This window comes from Propioniciclava flava, assembly GCF_004126535.1.
Classification (GTDB): Bacteria; Actinomycetota; Actinomycetes; order Propionibacteriales; family Propionibacteriaceae; genus Propioniciclava; species Propioniciclava flava.
In genome coordinates this window covers 160,728-176,213 of sequence record NZ_PPCV01000006.1, presented here as the reverse complement: position 1 = coordinate 176,213, position 15,486 = coordinate 160,728, and the positions used below count along the sequence as shown (strand labels likewise).

19 protein-coding genes are annotated in these 15,486 nt (G+C 67.8%); 14 read left to right on the top strand and 5 right to left on the bottom strand.

The genetic code is table 11. The features are described 5' to 3' along the window. Nucleotides 1-7: 7 nt before the first annotated feature. Genes C1706_RS10105 through trmB form a run of 3 tightly spaced genes read right to left on the bottom strand, consistent with a single transcriptional unit; the run spans nt 8 to nt 2,213 of the window. The gene (locus tag C1706_RS10105; RefSeq protein ID WP_129459106.1) at nt 8-619 is read right to left on the bottom strand and encodes a class I SAM-dependent methyltransferase; all 612 of its coding nucleotides are present in this window, start codon (nt 617-619) and stop codon (nt 8-10) included. Continuing rightward, nucleotides 616-1,422, bottom strand: a complete 807-nt coding sequence (truA, locus tag C1706_RS10100) for a tRNA pseudouridine(38-40) synthase TruA (RefSeq protein ID WP_129459182.1) — start codon at nt 1,420-1,422, stop codon at nt 616-618. The genes C1706_RS10105 and truA overlap by 4 nt, the downstream gene beginning before the upstream one ends. Further along, nucleotides 1,419-2,213 carry a tRNA (guanosine(46)-N7)-methyltransferase TrmB gene (gene trmB / locus C1706_RS10095; RefSeq protein WP_241653525.1) on the bottom strand — a complete coding sequence of 265 codons (795 nt, stop codon included), beginning with the start codon at nt 2,211-2,213 and terminating at the stop codon, nt 1,419-1,421. Before trmB ends, truA begins: the two co-directional genes overlap by 4 nt. Nucleotides 2,214-2,352: 139 nt before the next feature. On the opposite strand from trmB, the gene C1706_RS10090 reads away from it, so the two are divergent. The 3 genes from C1706_RS10090 (at nt 2,353) to C1706_RS10080 (ending at nt 3,956) form a co-directional block, all read left to right on the top strand. Beyond that, nucleotides 2,353-2,763, top strand: a complete 411-nt coding sequence (locus C1706_RS10090) for a YccF domain-containing protein (protein WP_129459104.1) — start codon at nt 2,353-2,355, stop codon at nt 2,761-2,763. A gap of 75 nt (nt 2,764-2,838) precedes the next feature. After that, nucleotides 2,839-3,447, top strand: coding sequence for a MarC family protein (locus tag C1706_RS10085; RefSeq protein WP_129459103.1), 609 nt, complete (start codon nt 2,839-2,841; stop codon nt 3,445-3,447). A 14-nt stretch (nt 3,448-3,461) separates the two neighbouring features. Further along, nucleotides 3,462-3,956, top strand: coding sequence for a GtrA family protein (locus tag C1706_RS10080; protein ID WP_129459102.1), 495 nt, complete (start codon nt 3,462-3,464; stop codon nt 3,954-3,956). 502 nt (nt 3,957-4,458) lie between these two features. On the opposite strand, the gene C1706_RS10075 is transcribed toward C1706_RS10080, so the two are convergent. Next, nucleotides 4,459-4,983, bottom strand: a complete 525-nt coding sequence (locus tag C1706_RS10075; RefSeq protein WP_129459101.1) for a hypothetical protein — start codon at nt 4,981-4,983, stop codon at nt 4,459-4,461. A gap of 312 nt (nt 4,984-5,295) precedes the next feature. Here C1706_RS10075 and rplM point away from each other — a divergent pair, with 312 nt between their 5' ends. The 3 genes from rplM to glmM are packed head-to-tail and all read left to right on the top strand — an operon-like array spanning nt 5,296 to nt 7,633. Beyond that, the gene (gene rplM / locus C1706_RS10070; protein WP_129459100.1) at nt 5,296-5,739 is read left to right on the top strand and encodes a 50S ribosomal protein L13; all 444 of its coding nucleotides are present in this window, start codon (nt 5,296-5,298) and stop codon (nt 5,737-5,739) included. Between the two features lie 17 nt (nt 5,740-5,756). Next, entirely contained in the window at nt 5,757-6,275 is a 519-nt protein-coding gene (gene rpsI, locus C1706_RS10065) for a 30S ribosomal protein S9 (protein ID WP_129459099.1), read from the top strand. A gap of 5 nt (nt 6,276-6,280) precedes the next feature. Continuing rightward, nucleotides 6,281-7,633, top strand: coding sequence for a phosphoglucosamine mutase (gene glmM / locus C1706_RS10060; RefSeq protein ID WP_129459098.1), 1,353 nt, complete (start codon nt 6,281-6,283; stop codon nt 7,631-7,633). A gap of 15 nt (nt 7,634-7,648) precedes the next feature. Here glmM and coaA read toward each other — a convergent pair whose 3' ends face one another. Further along, nucleotides 7,649-8,647: a type I pantothenate kinase gene (gene coaA / locus C1706_RS10055; RefSeq protein WP_129459097.1), complete on the bottom strand. Its 999-nt coding sequence runs from the start codon at nt 8,645-8,647 to the stop codon at nt 7,649-7,651. On the opposite strand from coaA, the gene glmS reads away from it, so the two are divergent. The 8 genes from glmS to C1706_RS10015 all read left to right on the top strand — a co-directional run bounded on the left by glmS (nt 8,646) and on the right by C1706_RS10015 (nt 15,480). Continuing rightward, nucleotides 8,646-10,490, top strand: coding sequence for a glutamine--fructose-6-phosphate transaminase (isomerizing) (gene glmS, locus C1706_RS10050; RefSeq protein WP_129459096.1), 1,845 nt, complete (start codon nt 8,646-8,648; stop codon nt 10,488-10,490). The genes coaA and glmS overlap by 2 nt on opposite strands. Then, nucleotides 10,487-10,834, top strand: a complete 348-nt coding sequence (locus tag C1706_RS10045) for a holo-ACP synthase (RefSeq protein WP_129459095.1) — start codon at nt 10,487-10,489, stop codon at nt 10,832-10,834. Before glmS ends, C1706_RS10045 begins: the two co-directional genes overlap by 4 nt. Nucleotides 10,835-10,923: 89 nt before the next feature. Further along, nucleotides 10,924-11,892 carry a tRNA (adenosine(37)-N6)-threonylcarbamoyltransferase complex ATPase subunit type 1 TsaE gene (tsaE, locus tag C1706_RS14840; RefSeq protein ID WP_164987515.1) on the top strand — a complete coding sequence of 323 codons (969 nt, stop codon included), beginning with the start codon at nt 10,924-10,926 and terminating at the stop codon, nt 11,890-11,892. Next, nucleotides 11,889-12,536: a tRNA (adenosine(37)-N6)-threonylcarbamoyltransferase complex dimerization subunit type 1 TsaB gene (gene tsaB / locus C1706_RS10035; protein WP_431830700.1), complete on the top strand. Its 648-nt coding sequence runs from the start codon at nt 11,889-11,891 to the stop codon at nt 12,534-12,536. The genes tsaE and tsaB overlap by 4 nt, the downstream gene beginning before the upstream one ends. Continuing rightward, on the top strand, nt 12,533-12,979 hold the full coding sequence (locus C1706_RS10030) for a GNAT family N-acetyltransferase (protein ID WP_129459093.1): 447 nt from the start codon (nt 12,533-12,535) through the stop codon (nt 12,977-12,979). The genes tsaB and C1706_RS10030 overlap by 4 nt, the downstream gene beginning before the upstream one ends. After that, nucleotides 12,976-14,019, top strand: a complete 1,044-nt coding sequence (gene tsaD, locus C1706_RS10025; RefSeq protein WP_129459092.1) for a tRNA (adenosine(37)-N6)-threonylcarbamoyltransferase complex transferase subunit TsaD — start codon at nt 12,976-12,978, stop codon at nt 14,017-14,019. Before C1706_RS10030 ends, tsaD begins: the two co-directional genes overlap by 4 nt. Further along, nucleotides 14,016-14,978 (top strand): DMT family transporter, encoded by a 963-nt coding sequence (locus C1706_RS10020; RefSeq protein ID WP_129459091.1) that lies wholly within the window; start codon nt 14,016-14,018, stop codon nt 14,976-14,978. Before tsaD ends, C1706_RS10020 begins: the two co-directional genes overlap by 4 nt. A 1-nt stretch (nt 14,979) precedes the next feature. Further along, nucleotides 14,980-15,480: an NUDIX hydrolase gene (locus tag C1706_RS10015; RefSeq protein WP_129459090.1), complete on the top strand. Its 501-nt coding sequence runs from the start codon at nt 14,980-14,982 to the stop codon at nt 15,478-15,480. Nucleotides 15,481-15,486: the final 6 nt, after the last annotated feature.

Here is a 15,486-nt window from a genome sequence, read left to right as displayed (position 1 = left end):
GGGTGTGTCAGGGCTGGGATGTCTGCTCGGCTGGCGCGATTTCAAAGACGCGGAACCCCTTCGCGGAGGCGGTTCGATCGCAGCGAAAGCCCTGATCGATCAACCAGCGCTGCAGGGAATCGGCGCCCAGGTTGCGCCCCACCACGATGCGGGCGATCCCCCCGGGAGCCAACCGAGGCAGCCAGGTGAGGAGCAACTCGTGCAACGCCTGCTTCCCGATGCGAATGGGAGGGTTGGACCAGATCTCGTCATACTGCACGGCCGGATCCACCTGCTCGGGGGTGCAGGCGCGGATCCGTTCGCTGACCCCGTGCGTGCGCGCGTTCGTCGTGGTTAAGGCCACAGCCCGCTCGTTGACGTCGACAGCGTCGACGTGCGCGGCGGGGTTAGCGCTGGCCAAAGCGACCGCCACGACGCCATACCCGGCGCCCAGATCCAAGAGGCGACGCGACTCGGGGCGAGGAGTATGGCTCCGCAACAACACGGCCGTGCCGAGGTCGAGCCCATCATGGGAAAACACGCCGGACGCCGTCGTGAACGTCCACTCGGTGTCCCAGAACCGCGCCGTGATGGTGCGCCGATGCTCGTCCCCGCTGGGGGTTTCGAAGTAATGGGTCACCTGAGTTCCTCTCGATCGCGGCGCGCCCGCGCCTCCAACTGCCTAGCCCCCAATTCGGCGTCGGGCGGATAGCCGACCTCATCCAAGACCAGGCCGTGGGGCGGCATCACGGCGATGTCCCCGCACCGCTGGGGCAACACCAAAAGGTCACCGATCCAATCGGGTGTGCGGCGGCCTTGGCCGACCGCGACGAGGGCTCCGACAACCGAACGCACCATGGAATGGCAGAAGGCATCGGCGCGCAACGTGACCTCGATGACGCCGGTAGGGGTGCGACTTACCTGGGCGTCCAAGATCTCGCGGATCGTGGTGGCACCTTCGCGGCGCTTGCAGAAGGCCGCAAAATCGTGCAGGCCCACAAGGGAGCGCGCGGCAGCGTCCATCGCAGCAACATCGAGGGGGCCCGCGACCCGGACCTGAATGCCGCGCAACAGGGGGTCGCCCACGTCATCGCGCAACGCGAAAACATAGCGCCGCCACACGGCCGAGAACCGGGCATCGAATCCCGGTGGGGCTGGTGTGACGCGGTGCACGACCAGGTCGGCAGGCAACACGCGCGCCAGACGGCGCTGGAGTTCAGCGCCGAGTCCGGGTTCGGCGAGGTCGACGTGTGCCACCTGGCCGCGGGCATGAACCCCGGCGTCCGTGCGTCCTGCCACCGTGAGTTCGGCCATCTCGGGGAGACGCAGGATCCGTGTGATCCACTCCTGGAGGGTGCCTTGAACGGTGCGTAACCCGTCCTGGACGGCCCAACCGTGAAAGTCGGCACCGTCGTAGGACACGTCAAGCCGGTACCGCGTCACCATGCAGGCTCCCCGTGGGGCTCGGGCAGTGGCGTCCGGTGGACGAGGTCGGGGAGCGGCTCGGCCGGCGCGCGGACATAGTCCAGGTCGTAGATCGTGCGACCTGCAGCCAGACCGCGCGCCTCATACTTGGTGAGCGGGCGATCGACGTAGCGCGGCGCCCAGCCGTCCTCGGCATTGACCAGACCGGGTTCCGCGTCCAGCACCTCGCGCATCGCGAGGGCGTACTCCTCCCAGTCCGTTGCCAGCCGCCAGTGCGCGCCCAAGGCCAGCCGAGAAGCTGCCAGGGCAGCAAACGTGGGGTCGATCAGGCGGCGCTTGTGGTGGCGGGCCTTATGCCACGGGTCAGGAAAAAAGACCGCCAACTGGGAGAGCGATCCAGGCGCCACCAGGCGCCGCAGGCCCTCCACCCCGTCCGCGAGGACGAGCCGTGCGTTGGTGATCCCCTCGCGCGTCAGCAAAGACATCGTCGACGCGACGGCGGGCTGGAACACCTCGAACCCGATCACGTTGGCGTCGGGGTGGGCCTCTGCCACGGCGGCCAGGGCCTCACCGCGCCCCGACCCGATCTCCACCATGAGGGGAGCGTCGCGCCCGAACTCTGTGGCCCAGTCCACGGTGGCGTCGGGGCTGATCGACGTCGAACGCTCGCCGTGGGGAACATCGACCAGGAGGCGACCGGACTGGCCGCGCCAGGCGCGCTCCTGCGAAGGGTTCATGCGGGCCGAGCGTCGCACATAGGAAACGACCTCGCGGTGGACGCGGGGGCGATCGGCGGGTCGGAAGCTCACCTGAGGAGGATAGCGAGGCGAAGCGGCCACCCTGGGCGCACCGCTGAGGGGACCTCCCCCGCGATGGGGGAGGACGGACCCCGCGCGCGTGGCTAGGCTGGGTGTCACCCACGTCGGTAGGGCGATCTCAGGAGGAAACGTGCGCACCATCTTGAACGTGATCTGGCTCCTGTTCGGCGGCATCTGGCTCGCCCTGGGGTACTACCTCGTCGGCATCCTGGCGTGCGTGCTGATCGTGACGATCCCGGTCGGCGTCGCCGCGTTCCGCATGGGTTCCTATGCGCTGTGGCCCTTCGGGAAGACCGTCATCGACAAGCCGCGTACCGGCGTCGGATCTGCCTTGATGAACGTGATCTGGTTCGTCATCGGTGGGCTCCCGTTGGCCATCGGCCACCTGACGACCGCCGCAGCGCAGGCCATCACCATCGTCGGCATCCCGCTGGCGATCGCCAACGTCAAGATGATCCCCGTCACCTGCTTCCCCTTCGGCAAGCAGATTGTCGACAGCCGCAGCGTCCCCACAGGTGCGACCCCAGTCTTCTCTTTGTGAAGGGGAGAGCAACGGGCGGTGGACTTTTGCGTTCCCGACCCCAGATTCTCGGCTCTACACCGCTAGCGTTGGCCCGTGTTTGACCCGCAGTTGTTCGTCTCGACGCTCTTGACGCTGTTCGTCATCCTCGACCCGCCTGGCCTCCTCCCCGTGTTCTTGGGTCTCACGCGGGGGATGTCGATCGAAGCGCGTCGTGCGTCGGCTCGGAACGCGGCGGTCGTCGCCTTCGGCATCATCAGCACCTTCGCCGTCTTCGGACGGTTCATCCTGGCCTACCTGCACATCACCATCGAGGCGCTGCAGGTGTCGGGTGGGTTGCTGCTGTTGTTGGTGGCGATGCAGCTCCTCACCGGTTCAGGAGAGAACGAGGCTCTGGAATCGGGGACCAACATCGCCATCGTGCCGCTGGGGATTCCGCTGTTGGCGGGCCCCGGTTCCATCGTGGCGATGATGCTGGCCGTGGAAGCCGCGCAGGGAAGCCTGTGGGGTTACGTCACCGTCGGTGCCGCCCTGGTGGCTGCCATGGTGCTGGTGTGGGTGTTCCTGCGTTTCGCAGGCGGCATCCGGCGAGTGCTACGGGAGTCGGGGACTGTGTTGTTGACGCGGATCGCAGGCATGTTGCTTGCGGCCATCGCGGTGCAGATGCTCGCCGATGGAGTCTTGACCTTCCTGAGGCAGATATGAGTGAGGATCGTTTTATGGTGACTGACAGCCCGGCGCCGGCGACAGAGAGTGCCGCGGCGCGGTGGTTCGCCTCGTTCACCCAGCGCATCCACCGAGCGCTGCCCGATCAACTCCAGCGCATCGTCCCCACGACCTTCATCGGTTACGCCTTCATCAACGGCTCAGCCTTCCTGCTGGACATGGGCATCTTGGCCATCTTGGAGCAGTTCCGCGTCGGCGGATTGCCCTATGGGGTCGTCTTCTCCATCGGCTACGGCGTCGCCTCCATCTACGCGTTCATCCTCAACCGGTGGCTGAACTTCCGCGAGCACGGCGACCTGGGTAAGCAGTCGGGGAAGTACACCTTCGTCATCATCAGCAACTACGTCATCTGGATCCTCGGATTTGGATCGCTGCTGGGGTACCTGCACGTCCCGGTGATGCTGGCGCGCGTCGTCGCAGCCTGCATCGAGGGCCTTTACATCTACCTGATGCTGCGGTTGTGGGTGTTCCCGCGGGCCCGCTCCTAAGCGTTCGCTTCGCGGGCAGCCGCGGGCCCGCCCTCGCAGCCAGGACCGCGCTCACTGCTAGGGCTGCGTTCACAGGCAGGGTCGCGTGATCTTGTGACGCTGCAACCGTGTGGGTGCGCGTCGGCCTTGCTGCCTAGGCCGCGATTCCGCAGGCCCCGCACCTGGATGAGCGCCGGACTCAACCGTCGGTGAGATGGTCGCCCACCGCTTTCGGCATACCCGTGCACGGGTGATGAACCCAGCCGTGCGCTGGTGTTCGTCGTGCGAGGGTGAGTCGTCGTGGGCGTGTGAATTCCGGAGCGGGGTTGAGCGCCGGTTCAGGTGATGATCCTGCGTCTCCGTGAGCGCGTCGCGGGCTCCCTGGTGAGTGGGGCAGGGGCGACATGATCGGGAGGACGCCAAGAACCGAGGCGGACAAAACTCACAGGTGGGGGCCGGGTCACGCACGCGTGCCCCGGCCCCCACCTGTGAGTGTCAGTCGTTTAGTCCTGCTGGCGACCGTTTAGTCCTGCTGGCGACGCATCCTCGCCACGACCAACAGGCTGCCGAGCAGAATCAGTACGGCCCCCACGGGGACGAGGACCCCACTCATCGTGCCGCCCGTCCAGGCCAGCGTGCCCGAACCGGGAGTAGCCGAGGTGCTGGGAGACGCCACACCGGGAGTCGCCGAGGAACTCGGACGCGGCGAAGGACGCGTGGTCGGTCCCGCTGAAGGCGTTGCGCCCGTGGGGGTGGGGGTCGCCGTGGGCTCACCCGAGGGAGTGGGGGTTGCCGTGGGCTCAGCCGTAGGCGTCGGCGTCGGCGAAGGAGTCGCGTTGCACGACAGGCCAGCCGGGTCAACAAGCGCACCGGTAACCGAAACCGGCACGGGGCCACTCGTGTTGGAGTGGTCGAGCGGATCGATCCAGGTGGCAGTGACGGTAAGCGGGCCATCGTAGGGACGCACGCCCTTGCCTTGGAGGAAAGCCCCGATCTCGGTGCTCGCGGCCACCTCGCTGGCCGGGAGATCGACTCCGTTGATGCTCAACGTCACATTCTCGGTGGCGCCCGCGAAGCGGCTATGGGCGCATCGCCCGTGCCAACGACAATGCACAGTGGCGCCCGGACCGCGGGCATCCTGTCGTGCTGTGCTCATCCGCGGGTATGTGCTGTGCTCATCTGCGGGTGTGTGCGTGGCGCTCAGGGGTGGAGACCGGCCGGTTGGCCGCCTCAGTGTCCACGTGATTTGGCCGCGACGACGTCGCGCGGTAGGGTTAATCGCTGTTGCGCTGGTGCGTACCCTCCGCGGGTGCCCGGCGTCTGCAAGTTTCGCTGCTCATCGATGGAAGATTGGTCGTCCGTGTCTACGTACAGCCCTAAGCCTGGCGAGGTCACCAGGAACTGGCATGTGATTGATGCCTCCGACGTCGTGCTGGGTCGCCTTGCCGCGTCCGTTGCGACGCTGCTCCGCGGCAAGCACAAGGCCACCTACGCGCCGCACGTCGACACTGGCGACTTTGTCGTCATCGTCAACGCCAGCAAGGTCGCCTTGTCCGGTAACAAGGCCACCACGAAGATGGCCTACCGGCACTCCGGTCGCCCCGGTGGTTTGAAGTCGGTCCCGTACGGGGAACTGCTCGCCACCGACCCGCGTCAGGCTGTCGAGCGTGCCGTGTGGGGCATGCTGCCCAAGAACAAGCTGAGCCGTCAGCAGCTCAAGAAGCTCAAGGTCTACGCGGGCCCTGAGCACCCCCACGCCGCGCAGCAGCCGCAGGCGTACGAGATCACCAAGATCGCTCAGTGACACGACAGGGAAGTAACGTGACCGACAACGCCACCGAAGAAATCCTCGACGAGACCGCGACGTTCACCGACGGGGAGAACCGCGAGATCATGTACCGCGCCGAGGGCACGCCCTCGTCCGCGACGCCCGGCGTGCGTCCCGCTGTGGTCGCTCCCGGTGCTGCGACCGGTCGCCGCAAGGAGGCCATCGCCCGCGTTCGCCTCGTTCCGGGCAGCGGTGAGTTCAAGATCAACGGCCGCACGTTGGAGGAGTACTTCCCCAACAAGCTGCACCAGCAGACCATCAACGAGCCGTTCGTCTCTGCGGCCGTCGAGGGCTCCTACGACGTGATCGCCAAGATCATCGGCGGTGGGGTCACCGGCCAGGCTGGCGCGCTGCGCCTGGGCATCGCCCGTGCGCTGAACGCTATCGACGCCGAAGCGAGCCGTCCTTCCCTGAAGAAGGCCGGGCTGCTCACCCGCGACGCGCGGGTCAAGGAGCGTAAGAAGGCTGGTCTGAAGAAGGCCCGCAAGGCTCCGCAGTACAGCAAGCGCTGACGCTCATGCCACGGATCTTCGGTACAGATGGGGTCCGGGGCAGGGCGAACGTCGACCTCACCGCAGAGCTCGCTCTCGAGCTCTCGGTGGCGGCGGCGCACGTGCTCGGTGAGACCGGGCAGTTCGAGGGTCACCGTCCGGTGGCTCTCGTTGCGCGTGATCCCCGTGCTTCAGGCGAATTCCTTGAGGCGGCCGTGGTGGCCGGTCTGGCTTCCGCAGGCGTCGACGTCATCCGCGTCGGGGTCGTCCCGACGCCCGCGGCAGCGTTCCTGGTCAACTACCTCGACGCCGACCTGGGCGTCATGTTGTCGGCCAGCCACAATCCGATGCCCGACAACGGGATCAAGTTCTTCGCCCGCGGTGGCGTCAAGCTCGACGACGATCTTGAAGACCTCATTGAGGCCCGCTTGGGAGCGGAGTGGGCGCGTCCCACCGGGGCCGACGTCGGCCGGGTCGTGGACCGCCCCGAAGCCGTCGAGGACTACATCGCTCACCTGGTGGGATCCCTGAGCGCTGAGCGCAGCCTGAGCGGGCTCACGGTCGTCCTGGACTGCGCCAACGGGGCCGCCTTCCACACCGCCCCGGCGGCCTTCGTGGCGAGCGGGGCAACGGTCGTCACCATCCATGCCGAGCCCACCGGCCTCAACATCAATGAGAACAGCGGCTCCACGCACATGGGTGACCTCCAGCTCGCGGTCGTCGAGCACGGCGCGCACGTCGGGTTCGCCTTCGATGGGGACGCCGACCGCTGCCTGGCGGTGGACGCCCGCGGCGAGTTGATCGACGGTGATCAGATCCTGGCCATCTTGGCGCTCGCGATGAAGAGCGTCGGCCAGTTGCATGTGGACACGGTCGTGGCCACCGTGATGAGCAATCTGGGGTTCCTGCAGGCCATGACCGCCCACGGCATCCGCGTCGATCAGACCAAGGTGGGGGACCGCTACGTTTTGGAGTCGATGAACGCCAACGGGTTCGCCCTCGGGGGCGAGCAGTCCGGTCACGTCATCATGAGCGAGTTCGCGACCACCGGGGACGGCGTCCTCACTGCCCTCCATGTCGCCGCGCAGGTGGCGGCGACCGGCCAAACCCTTGCGGAGCTCGGATCGGTCATGACGCGGCTGCCGCAGGTCATGATCAACGTGCCCGGCGTCAACAAGGCGCGAGCCGGGATCGACCCTGGCGTGACTTCGGCGGTGACCGCCGCGTCCCGGGAACTCGGCACGGCTGGACGGGTCTTGCTGCGCCCGTCGGGCACCGAGCCCCTGGTGCGCGTCATGGTGGAGGCCGAAACGACCGAGCGCGCACAAAGCGTGGCCGAACGACTCGCCGCCGTCGTGAAAGACCGCCTCAGCTTGTAGGGGGTCCGACGCCGGTCAGACCTTTCGGATCCTGATCCACTCGATCGCATGTTCCGCGTTCTTGCGCAGAATCGCTGTGGCACGCCCGCGGGTCGGAAGGATGTTCTCGCGCAGGTTCGGTCCGTTGATGGTGTCCCAGATATGGCCGCCGTAGGCGCGCGCCTCCTCTTCGCTCATGGCGGCGACGGGCGCGAAGTAGCTGCGGGGATCCTGGAAGGCCGTCTCGCGGAGCCGCATCAATCGCTCCACGTACCAGGCGCGCAGGTTCTCCTCGGCGGCATCGACATAGACCGAGAAGTCGAAAAAGTCGCTGACGGCCAACGACGTGGAGCCATCCGTGCGGATGCGCGCCGGTTGGAGGACGTTGAGCCCCTCGATGATCAGGATGTCGGGGTGCCGCACCACGATGCGTTCGTGCGGCACGATGTCGTAGACGAGGTGGCTGTAGGCGGGGGCCTGCACCATGGGTGCCCCCGACTTGACGTCCATGACGAACTTCAACAGCTTTTGCCGGTCATAGCTCTCGGGGAAGCCCTTGCGCTCCATCAGCCCGCGGGCGAGTAGTTCGGCGTTCGGGAACAGGAACCCATCGGTCGTGACCAGATCCACGCGGGGGTGTCCCGGGAGTTGGGAGAGGAGTTCGACCAGGAGACGGCTGGAGGTGGACTTTCCGACGGCGACCGACCCTGCGACGCCGATGACGAACGGGGTCCGGCGCTCGGAGACTTCGAGGAAGTCATGCGTGCTGCGATACAGGTGCCCGGTGTACTCCACATACATGCGAATGAGTTCGGTCAAGGGCAGATACACCTCACGCACTTGCGCGAGGTCGATGGTGTCGAGGCGCGAACGGACGCGCTCAAGCGTCTCCTCAGTCAACGCCACCGGCATCTGCTGCGCCAGGTCGGCCCACACTTTGCGGCCAGCCAGCACATACGGCCCGTATTCGTCGACTGTGTCGGCGTCCAGTTCGCTGCGCTGCGCGCTGGCATCGGTTGGTACCCTAAAACCCATGTGTGGAATTATCGGGTATGCCGGACCGCGACATGCGCAGAACGTCCTGGTCGACGCGTTGCGTCGCATGGAATACCGCGGCTACGACTCCGCCGGTATCGCCGTGTGGACCGAGGACGGGCTGGAGTGGCGCAAGAAGGCGGGCAAGCTGAGCAACCTCGAAGCTGAACTCGCTCAGCATCCCGTTCCTGTCGCACATCTGGGTATCGGGCACACGCGCTGGGCTACCCACGGGGCCCCGACCGACACAAACGCTCACCCGCACGTGTCCTCGGACGGGCGGATCGCGCTCATCCACAACGGGATCATCGAGAACTTCGCCAGCCTGCGGGCCGAGTTGGAGTCCTCAGGCATCGCTTTCACCTCGCAAACGGACTCGGAGGTGGCCGCGCAACTCATCGCCCGCGAGGTCGGTGCGGGCGCCGGTCTGGCCGAGGCCATGCGGACGATCAGCCGACGCCTGGAAGGCACGTTCACCATCGTGGCGATGGACGCCCACGATCCGGATCTGCTCGTCGCAGCCCGGCGCAATAGCCCGCTGGTCCTGGGCGTGGGCGAGGCCGAGATGTTCATCGCCTCCGATGTGGCCGCCTTCATCGAGTTCACGCGTGAAGCCGTCGAGATGGGCCAAGACGTCGTCGTCGAGGTGACCGCATCGAGTTGGAAGGTCACCGATTTCGAAGGGAACCCGGTGGAGGGGCGCCCCTATCACGTCGATTGGGATCTCTCGGCGGCCGAAAAGGGCGGCTACGACTGGTTCATGCGCAAGGAGATCTACGAGCAACCCCAAGCGGTCGCCGACACGCTGCTGGGGCGCTTCGACTCTGATCGCCGCCTCACCTTGGACGAGATCCGCATCTCGGCCAGCGAACTTCGCACGATCGACAAGGTCGTCATTGTCGCGTGTGGCACCGCTTATTACGCGGGCCTGGTCGCCAAGTACGCCATCGAGCACTGGACGCGGATCCCCTGCGAGGTGGAGATCGCCTCGGAGTTCCGTTACCGCGATCCCATCGTCACCTCGCGCACCTTGGTGGTGACGATCTCCCAGTCCGGCGAGACCGCCGACACGCTCATGGCGGTGCGCTACGCCCGCGAGCAGGGCGCGAAGGTCATCGCCATCTGCAATACCAACGGCTCGACGATCCCGCGGGAGTCCGACGCCGTCATCTACACCCACGCTGGCCCCGAGATCGGGGTGGCGTCCACCAAGGGCTTCTTGACCCAAGTCACCGCCTGCTACCTGCTGGGGCTGTTCCTCGCTCAGGAGCGGGGGACCAAGTTCGGCGACGAGGTCGCCACCGTCATGGCCGAGATGGAGACCATGCCCGCCAAGATCCAGGAGGTTCTCGACGGCACCGACGCCTTGTTGGCGTTGGCTCGCGATCTGCATCAGACGGAATCGGTGCTGTTCCTGGGGCGCCATGCGGGATACCCGGTGGCACTGGAGGGCGCGTTGAAGCTCAAGGAGATCGCCTATCTTCACGCTGAGGGCTTCCCTGCCGGGGAACTCAAGCACGGGCCGATCGCCCTGGTCGAGGAGGGAATCCCCGTGTTCGTCGTCGTTCCCCCGCAGGGGCGCGATCAACTGCACGACAAGGTGATCTCCAACATCCAGGAGGTGCGGGCACGCGGCGCACACACCATCGTGCTGGCCGAGGAGGGGGACGAGGAGGTCCGGCCCTACGCGGACAGGCTGATCAGCCTGCCCCGGGCCTCGACCCTGCTCCAGCCGCTCCTGGCCACCGTGCCCTTGCAGATCTTCGCCTGCGAGGTGGCCACCTTGCTGGGCCACGACGTCGACCAGCCGCGCAACCTCGCCAAGTCGGTCACGGTCGAGTGATCCTGGGCATCGGGGTCGACGTGTGCTCGATCACGCGCATCACCGCGGCGCGGGCACGCCCGGGTTTCACCGACCGCGTGCTCAGCGTGGCTGAGCAAGAGGGAAGCGACCAAACCCTCGCCGGGCGTTTCGCCGCGAAGGAGGCCCTCGCCAAGGCGCTCGGCGCCCCGGCCGGGTTGCGGTGGAGCGACTGCGAGGTCCTCAGCGACGAGACCGGGCGCCCCGACCTTGTCGTCACCGGGAGTGTCGCCGAACGGGTCGACGATCTGGGAGTGTCACGACTGCACGTCTCGATCAGCCACGACGCGGGCGTGGCGGTCGCGATGGTGGTCATCGAGGGCTGAACGGGGGCGCCTCAGGCCACCTCGGGGACCAGACGAGTAAACTCGTGCGGGCTTCGGCACCCCACCCCCAATAGAAGAACAGGCACACCATGACGCGCCCAGAATCAGAACTTGCCGCCGCGCGGCTGCCAGATCGCCGCGAACTGACGGTCCGTATCGCCGACCCCGACGACGCGGCCACCATCCTTGCGCTCATCCACGAGGCCTTCGCGGCGCGTCCTGTGGTCGGCCCTCCGGCGGAGGCGCTGGCCGATGATGGTGCCCTGGTTGCCGACCGGCTTGCGGCCGGGACGGGCTATCTGGCCGAGATCGACGGGGTGCCGGTCGGCACCGCGACGCTGACCTCGCTGGATGGGCGTCCGCTGCTGAGCCGCATTGGCGTCATCCCTGCCGCCCGCGGCCGAGGCGTGGCCACGTTCTTGCTGGAGGTGATCGCCGAACATCGCGTCGCGCTGGGAGACACGGAGATCGTGATGCTCGTCCGCCTCGATCACCCCGAACTCGTAGCGGGCTGGCAGGGCGTCGGATTCCGCGAGGAAGCCGTCCGCGACGCGCACGTGCTCCTGCGGCGACCGCTTCCCGTGGTCGTGGAGGCCCCCGACGCCGACGCGATGCGCGAGTTGGGCCGCCGCCTAGCCCACGTGCTGAACCCGGGCGATCTCATCGTTGCCTCCGGTGAACTCGGTGCCGGCAAGACCACGTTCACGCAGGGGCTGGGAGCGGGCCTCAACGTGGATGGCCCCGTCATCTCTCCGACGTTCGTGCTGTCGCGGATCCACCGCTCCCGCAACGGCGGTCCTGACCTTGTGCACGTGGACGCCTACCGGCTGGGCAGCTTCGCTGAGTTGGAAGACCTCGACCTGGAGGCCTCCCTGGGGGAGGCGGTCACCCTCGTGGAGTGGGGCAGCGGGGTCGCGGAGGCGCTCACGACCGATCGCATTGAACTGGACATCCATCGCGGGACCGACCCCGACGACGACACGCGCTGGGTCAGCGTGACCCCGCTGGGGGACCGCTGGGATCGTGCCGCGGTCGCCGCCGCACTCAAGGAGGACTGATGAGCTGGACGCTGGCGCTGGACACCTCGACGGTGGTCGAGGCAGCCGTGATGCACGACGGGCAAGTGGCCGCGACGGGCACCGTCGATGATGCGCGAGCCCACGCGGAACAACTGGCTCCCTTGGTGCAGCGGCTCCTGACCGAGTCGGGCATCGCGCCCGGTGACCTGACCGACGTGGTCGTCGGGGTGGGACCGGGACCGTTCACGGGCCTGCGCGTCGGAGTAGCGACGGGCATGACGCTCGCGGAAGTCATCGGGATCCCGGTCCACGGGGTGTGCAGCCTGGACGCGGTCGCGGCCCAGTGGGCCAACGAGGGTGCCCCGGCGGAGTTCCTCGTCGTCTCCGACGCGCGCCGCCGCGAGGTCTATTGGGCCCGCTACGACGCTTCGGGGCAACGCCTGGAAGGGCCACACGTCGGCGCACCGAGTACCCTGCCCGCGTTGCCGCTCGCAGGCCCGGGGGCCGCGCTGGTCGGCGAGCCGACGGGCCCTGCCCGGCTGTCGGCGGCCTACCTGGCCGCCTCGTCCCTGCCGGACGCAGGCCTGGAGCCCCTGTACTTGCGGCGTCCCGACGCCGAAGTTTCCCATCAGGTGAAGTCGACGTTGCCTCGCACCCGTTCCTCTGTGAGCAGGACGCGATGAGCCCCCGGCTGGCACGGTTGGCCGACGCCCCCCACATCGCCGCCCTGGAGGAGAGTTTCCCCACCGGGCGGTGGAGCCTCGACGCCTGGACCCAGGAGATGACCTCGCACCGTGCGCAGGTCCTGGTGGAGGGCGACGGGGAGTCGGTTCCCCTGGGCGTCGCAGCGTTCAGCGTGGCGGGGGAGACGTGTGATCTCAACCGCGTCATCGTCGCTCCCGCGGCCCGGCGCGGCGGTGTGGCGTTGCGCCTGCTGCTGGGGGGCCTGGCGTGGGCTGAGGAACAGGGGGCGACGCAGATGATGCTCGAAGTGGAGGACGGCAACGAGCCCGCCCTGGCGCTGTATCAGCAGATCGGATTCGTGACGCTGGCGCGACGCGCGAACTACTACGGGCCGGGGCGCGACGCCCTGGTCATGGCACTACCGCTGGGGGAACAAGCATGAGCGAGCCGCTGGTCATCGGCGTCGAATCGAGCTGCGACGAGACGGGGGTGGCGATCGTCCGGGGGCGTGAGCTGCTGGCCAATGAGGTCGCCAGTTCGGTCGAGCAGCACGTCCGCTTCGGCGGGGTGGTGCCCGAAGTCGCCTCTCGTGCCCACCTCCAGGCCATCGTGCCCGCGCTGCGGCGCGCCACGCAGACCGCCGATGTGGATTTGAGCGAGATCGACGGGGTTGCCGTCACCGCAGGCCCCGGCCTGATGGGTGCCCTGGTGGTCGGTTTGTCAGCGGCCAAGGCCATCGCCCTGGCCCTCAACAAGCCGCTGTACGGGCTCAACCACCTAGTCGGTCACGTCGCCGTCGACCTGCTCGATCATGGTCCGCTGCCCGAACGGTTCGGGGCATTGCTGGTGTCCGGCGGGCATACGTCCTTGCTGGTCGTCGACGACATCACCTCCCAGATCACCGAGGTGGGCTCCACCATCGATGACGCCGCGGGAGAGGCCTACGACAAGGTGTCGCGCCTGCTCGGCATGGGCTACCCCGGGGGGCCCGTCATCGACGCTGCCGCGGCGGACGGCGATCCGAAGGCCATCCGGTTCCCGCGCGGGCTGACGTCGCGGCGCGACCTGGAAGCACACCGCTTCGATTTCTCCTTCTCCGGCCTGAAGACAGCCGTGTCGCGCTGGGTCGAAACCGAGCGGCTTGCGGGGCGTCCTGTCCCCGTGGCGGACGTGTCGGCGTCCTTCCAAGAAGCCGTCGTGGACGTCCTGACCGCCAAGGCGATGGACATGTGCACCCACTTCGGGCTCGACACCCTCGTGCTGGGCGGCGGGGTCGCGGCCAACAGCCGGTTGCGTGGCTTGCTGGCTGAGCGCGCGGACGCGGCCGGGGTGACGGTGCGCCGCCCGCGCCCGGGGCTGTGCACCGACAATGGGGCCATGATCGGCGCGCTTGGTGTGGAAGTGGTACGCCGCGGACGCCGGCCCAGTTCCCTCGACATCGGCGCCAACTCTGGGTTGCCGGTGTCCACGGTGCTCGTGTGAGCGCTGCGTCGCGCTCCCATCTGCTGCTGCTGGCCTGTGCGGCGATCTGGGGGTTCGCCTTCGTTGCGCAACGCCTCGGCGCGGATGTGGTCGGCGCCTACACGTTCATCGCCGCCCGCAATTACCTGGGAGCGGCCGCCCTGCTGCCGCTGGTATGGCTGATCGATCGTCGGGACAACCGCGACGCAGCCGCGCGTTGCCAGGCCTGGGCCAGGGCAGTGAGGCCCGGTCTGGTGATCGGCGTCCTGCTGTTTGCCGGATCGGCCTTGCAGCAACTGGGCATCGAACAGACCACGGCGGGCAACGCGGCCTTCGTGACCGGGCTCTACATGGTCCTCGTTCCCCTTGCGGGGCGATTCTTCGGCCACGCGACCCCGGTGGCGACCTGGGCGGGGATCGCGCTCGCCGTCCCGGGATTGTTCCTGTTGACGTGGACGGGCACGGGGATGGGGCCCGGGGACCTGTTGTGCCTGATGGGCGCCGTGGTCTGGGCCTTTCACATCCTCACGGTGGGGCGGGCCTCCTCGGCGACGGACCCGTTGCGTCTCTCGATCCTGCAGTTCGTCGTCGCGGCGGTGCTGGCCACGGGAGCGGCACCCATCGCCGAGTCGCGCCCCTTCGCCGGGCTGGGGGACGCGGTGGGTGCGGTCGTGTTCGCCGGGCTCGTCTCCACGGGGATCGGGTACACGCTGCAGGTGATCGGGATGCGTCACGCCCGAGCCTCGGTGGCCGCCATGATCATGGCCTTGGAGGCTGTCTTTGGTGCGCTGGGTGGGGCCCTGTTCCTGGGGGAGCGGCTCACCGGGCGCGGGCTGCTCGGCGCCGGGCTGATGATGGCAGGCATCCTCGTGACGCAGATTCCGTCCCGGCGGGAGCGGGCGCAGGAGGAGGCCGCGCTGCGGGCGGGGGAGGAACTCCCTCCTGTCCCCGAACCGCCTTCGACGGCGCTGCGAGGCTGACATGGGTGCGCCCGGGTTCCGGCCGACGTTGGGTGTCCTCGCGTACGTCCTGCGCGGTGACGCGGTGCTGCTCGTCCATCGCACCGCCCGTACTGCCGATGACCAGTTCGGCCTGTTCAACGGCTTGGGCGGCAAGGTCGAGGCCGGTGAGGACGTGGCGAGTGCGATGCGGCGCGAACTGCGCGAGGAGGCCGGGATCGAGGTGACGTCGATGCGCCTGCGTGGCACCGTGAGCTGGCCGGTGCTGGGGGGTCCGGGTGAGGACTGGTTCGGGTTCGTGTACGTCGTGGATGAGTTCACCGGAGAGCCACCCGCCGCCAACGAAGAAGGGACCTTGCACTGGGTTCCCCGCACCGAACTCGGCATCCTGCCGCTGCCCAAGGGAGATGAGGCCTGGCTGGGGCTGGTGTTCGACCCGGCGGTGACGTCGTTTGCCGGTGTCATGCCGTACGTGGACGGCGTTCCGGCCGACTGGCAGGTCTCCATCGAGCGGGCATTGTAACGCTGT

Excerpts from the sequence above, each read along its gene's own strand:
- C1706_RS10080 (WP_129459102.1), top strand. The coding sequence starts at position 3,462 with ATGGTGACTGACAGCCCGGCGCCGGCGACAGAGAGTGCCGCGGCGCGG.
- glmS (WP_129459096.1), top strand. The coding sequence starts at position 8,646 with ATGTGTGGAATTATCGGGTATGCCGGACCGCGACATGCGCAGAACGTC.
- C1706_RS10030 (WP_129459093.1), top strand. The coding sequence starts at position 12,533 with ATGAGCCCCCGGCTGGCACGGTTGGCCGACGCCCCCCACATCGCCGCC.
- tsaE (WP_164987515.1), top strand. The coding sequence starts at position 10,924 with ATGACGCGCCCAGAATCAGAACTTGCCGCCGCGCGGCTGCCAGATCGC.
- tsaD (WP_129459092.1), top strand. The coding sequence starts at position 12,976 with ATGAGCGAGCCGCTGGTCATCGGCGTCGAATCGAGCTGCGACGAGACG.
- C1706_RS10015 (WP_129459090.1), top strand. The coding sequence starts at position 14,980 with ATGGGTGCGCCCGGGTTCCGGCCGACGTTGGGTGTCCTCGCGTACGTC.
- glmM (WP_129459098.1), top strand. The coding sequence starts at position 6,281 with ATGCCACGGATCTTCGGTACAGATGGGGTCCGGGGCAGGGCGAACGTC.
- coaA (WP_129459097.1), bottom strand. The coding sequence starts at position 8,647 with ATGGGTTTTAGGGTACCAACCGATGCCAGCGCGCAGCGCAGCGAACTG.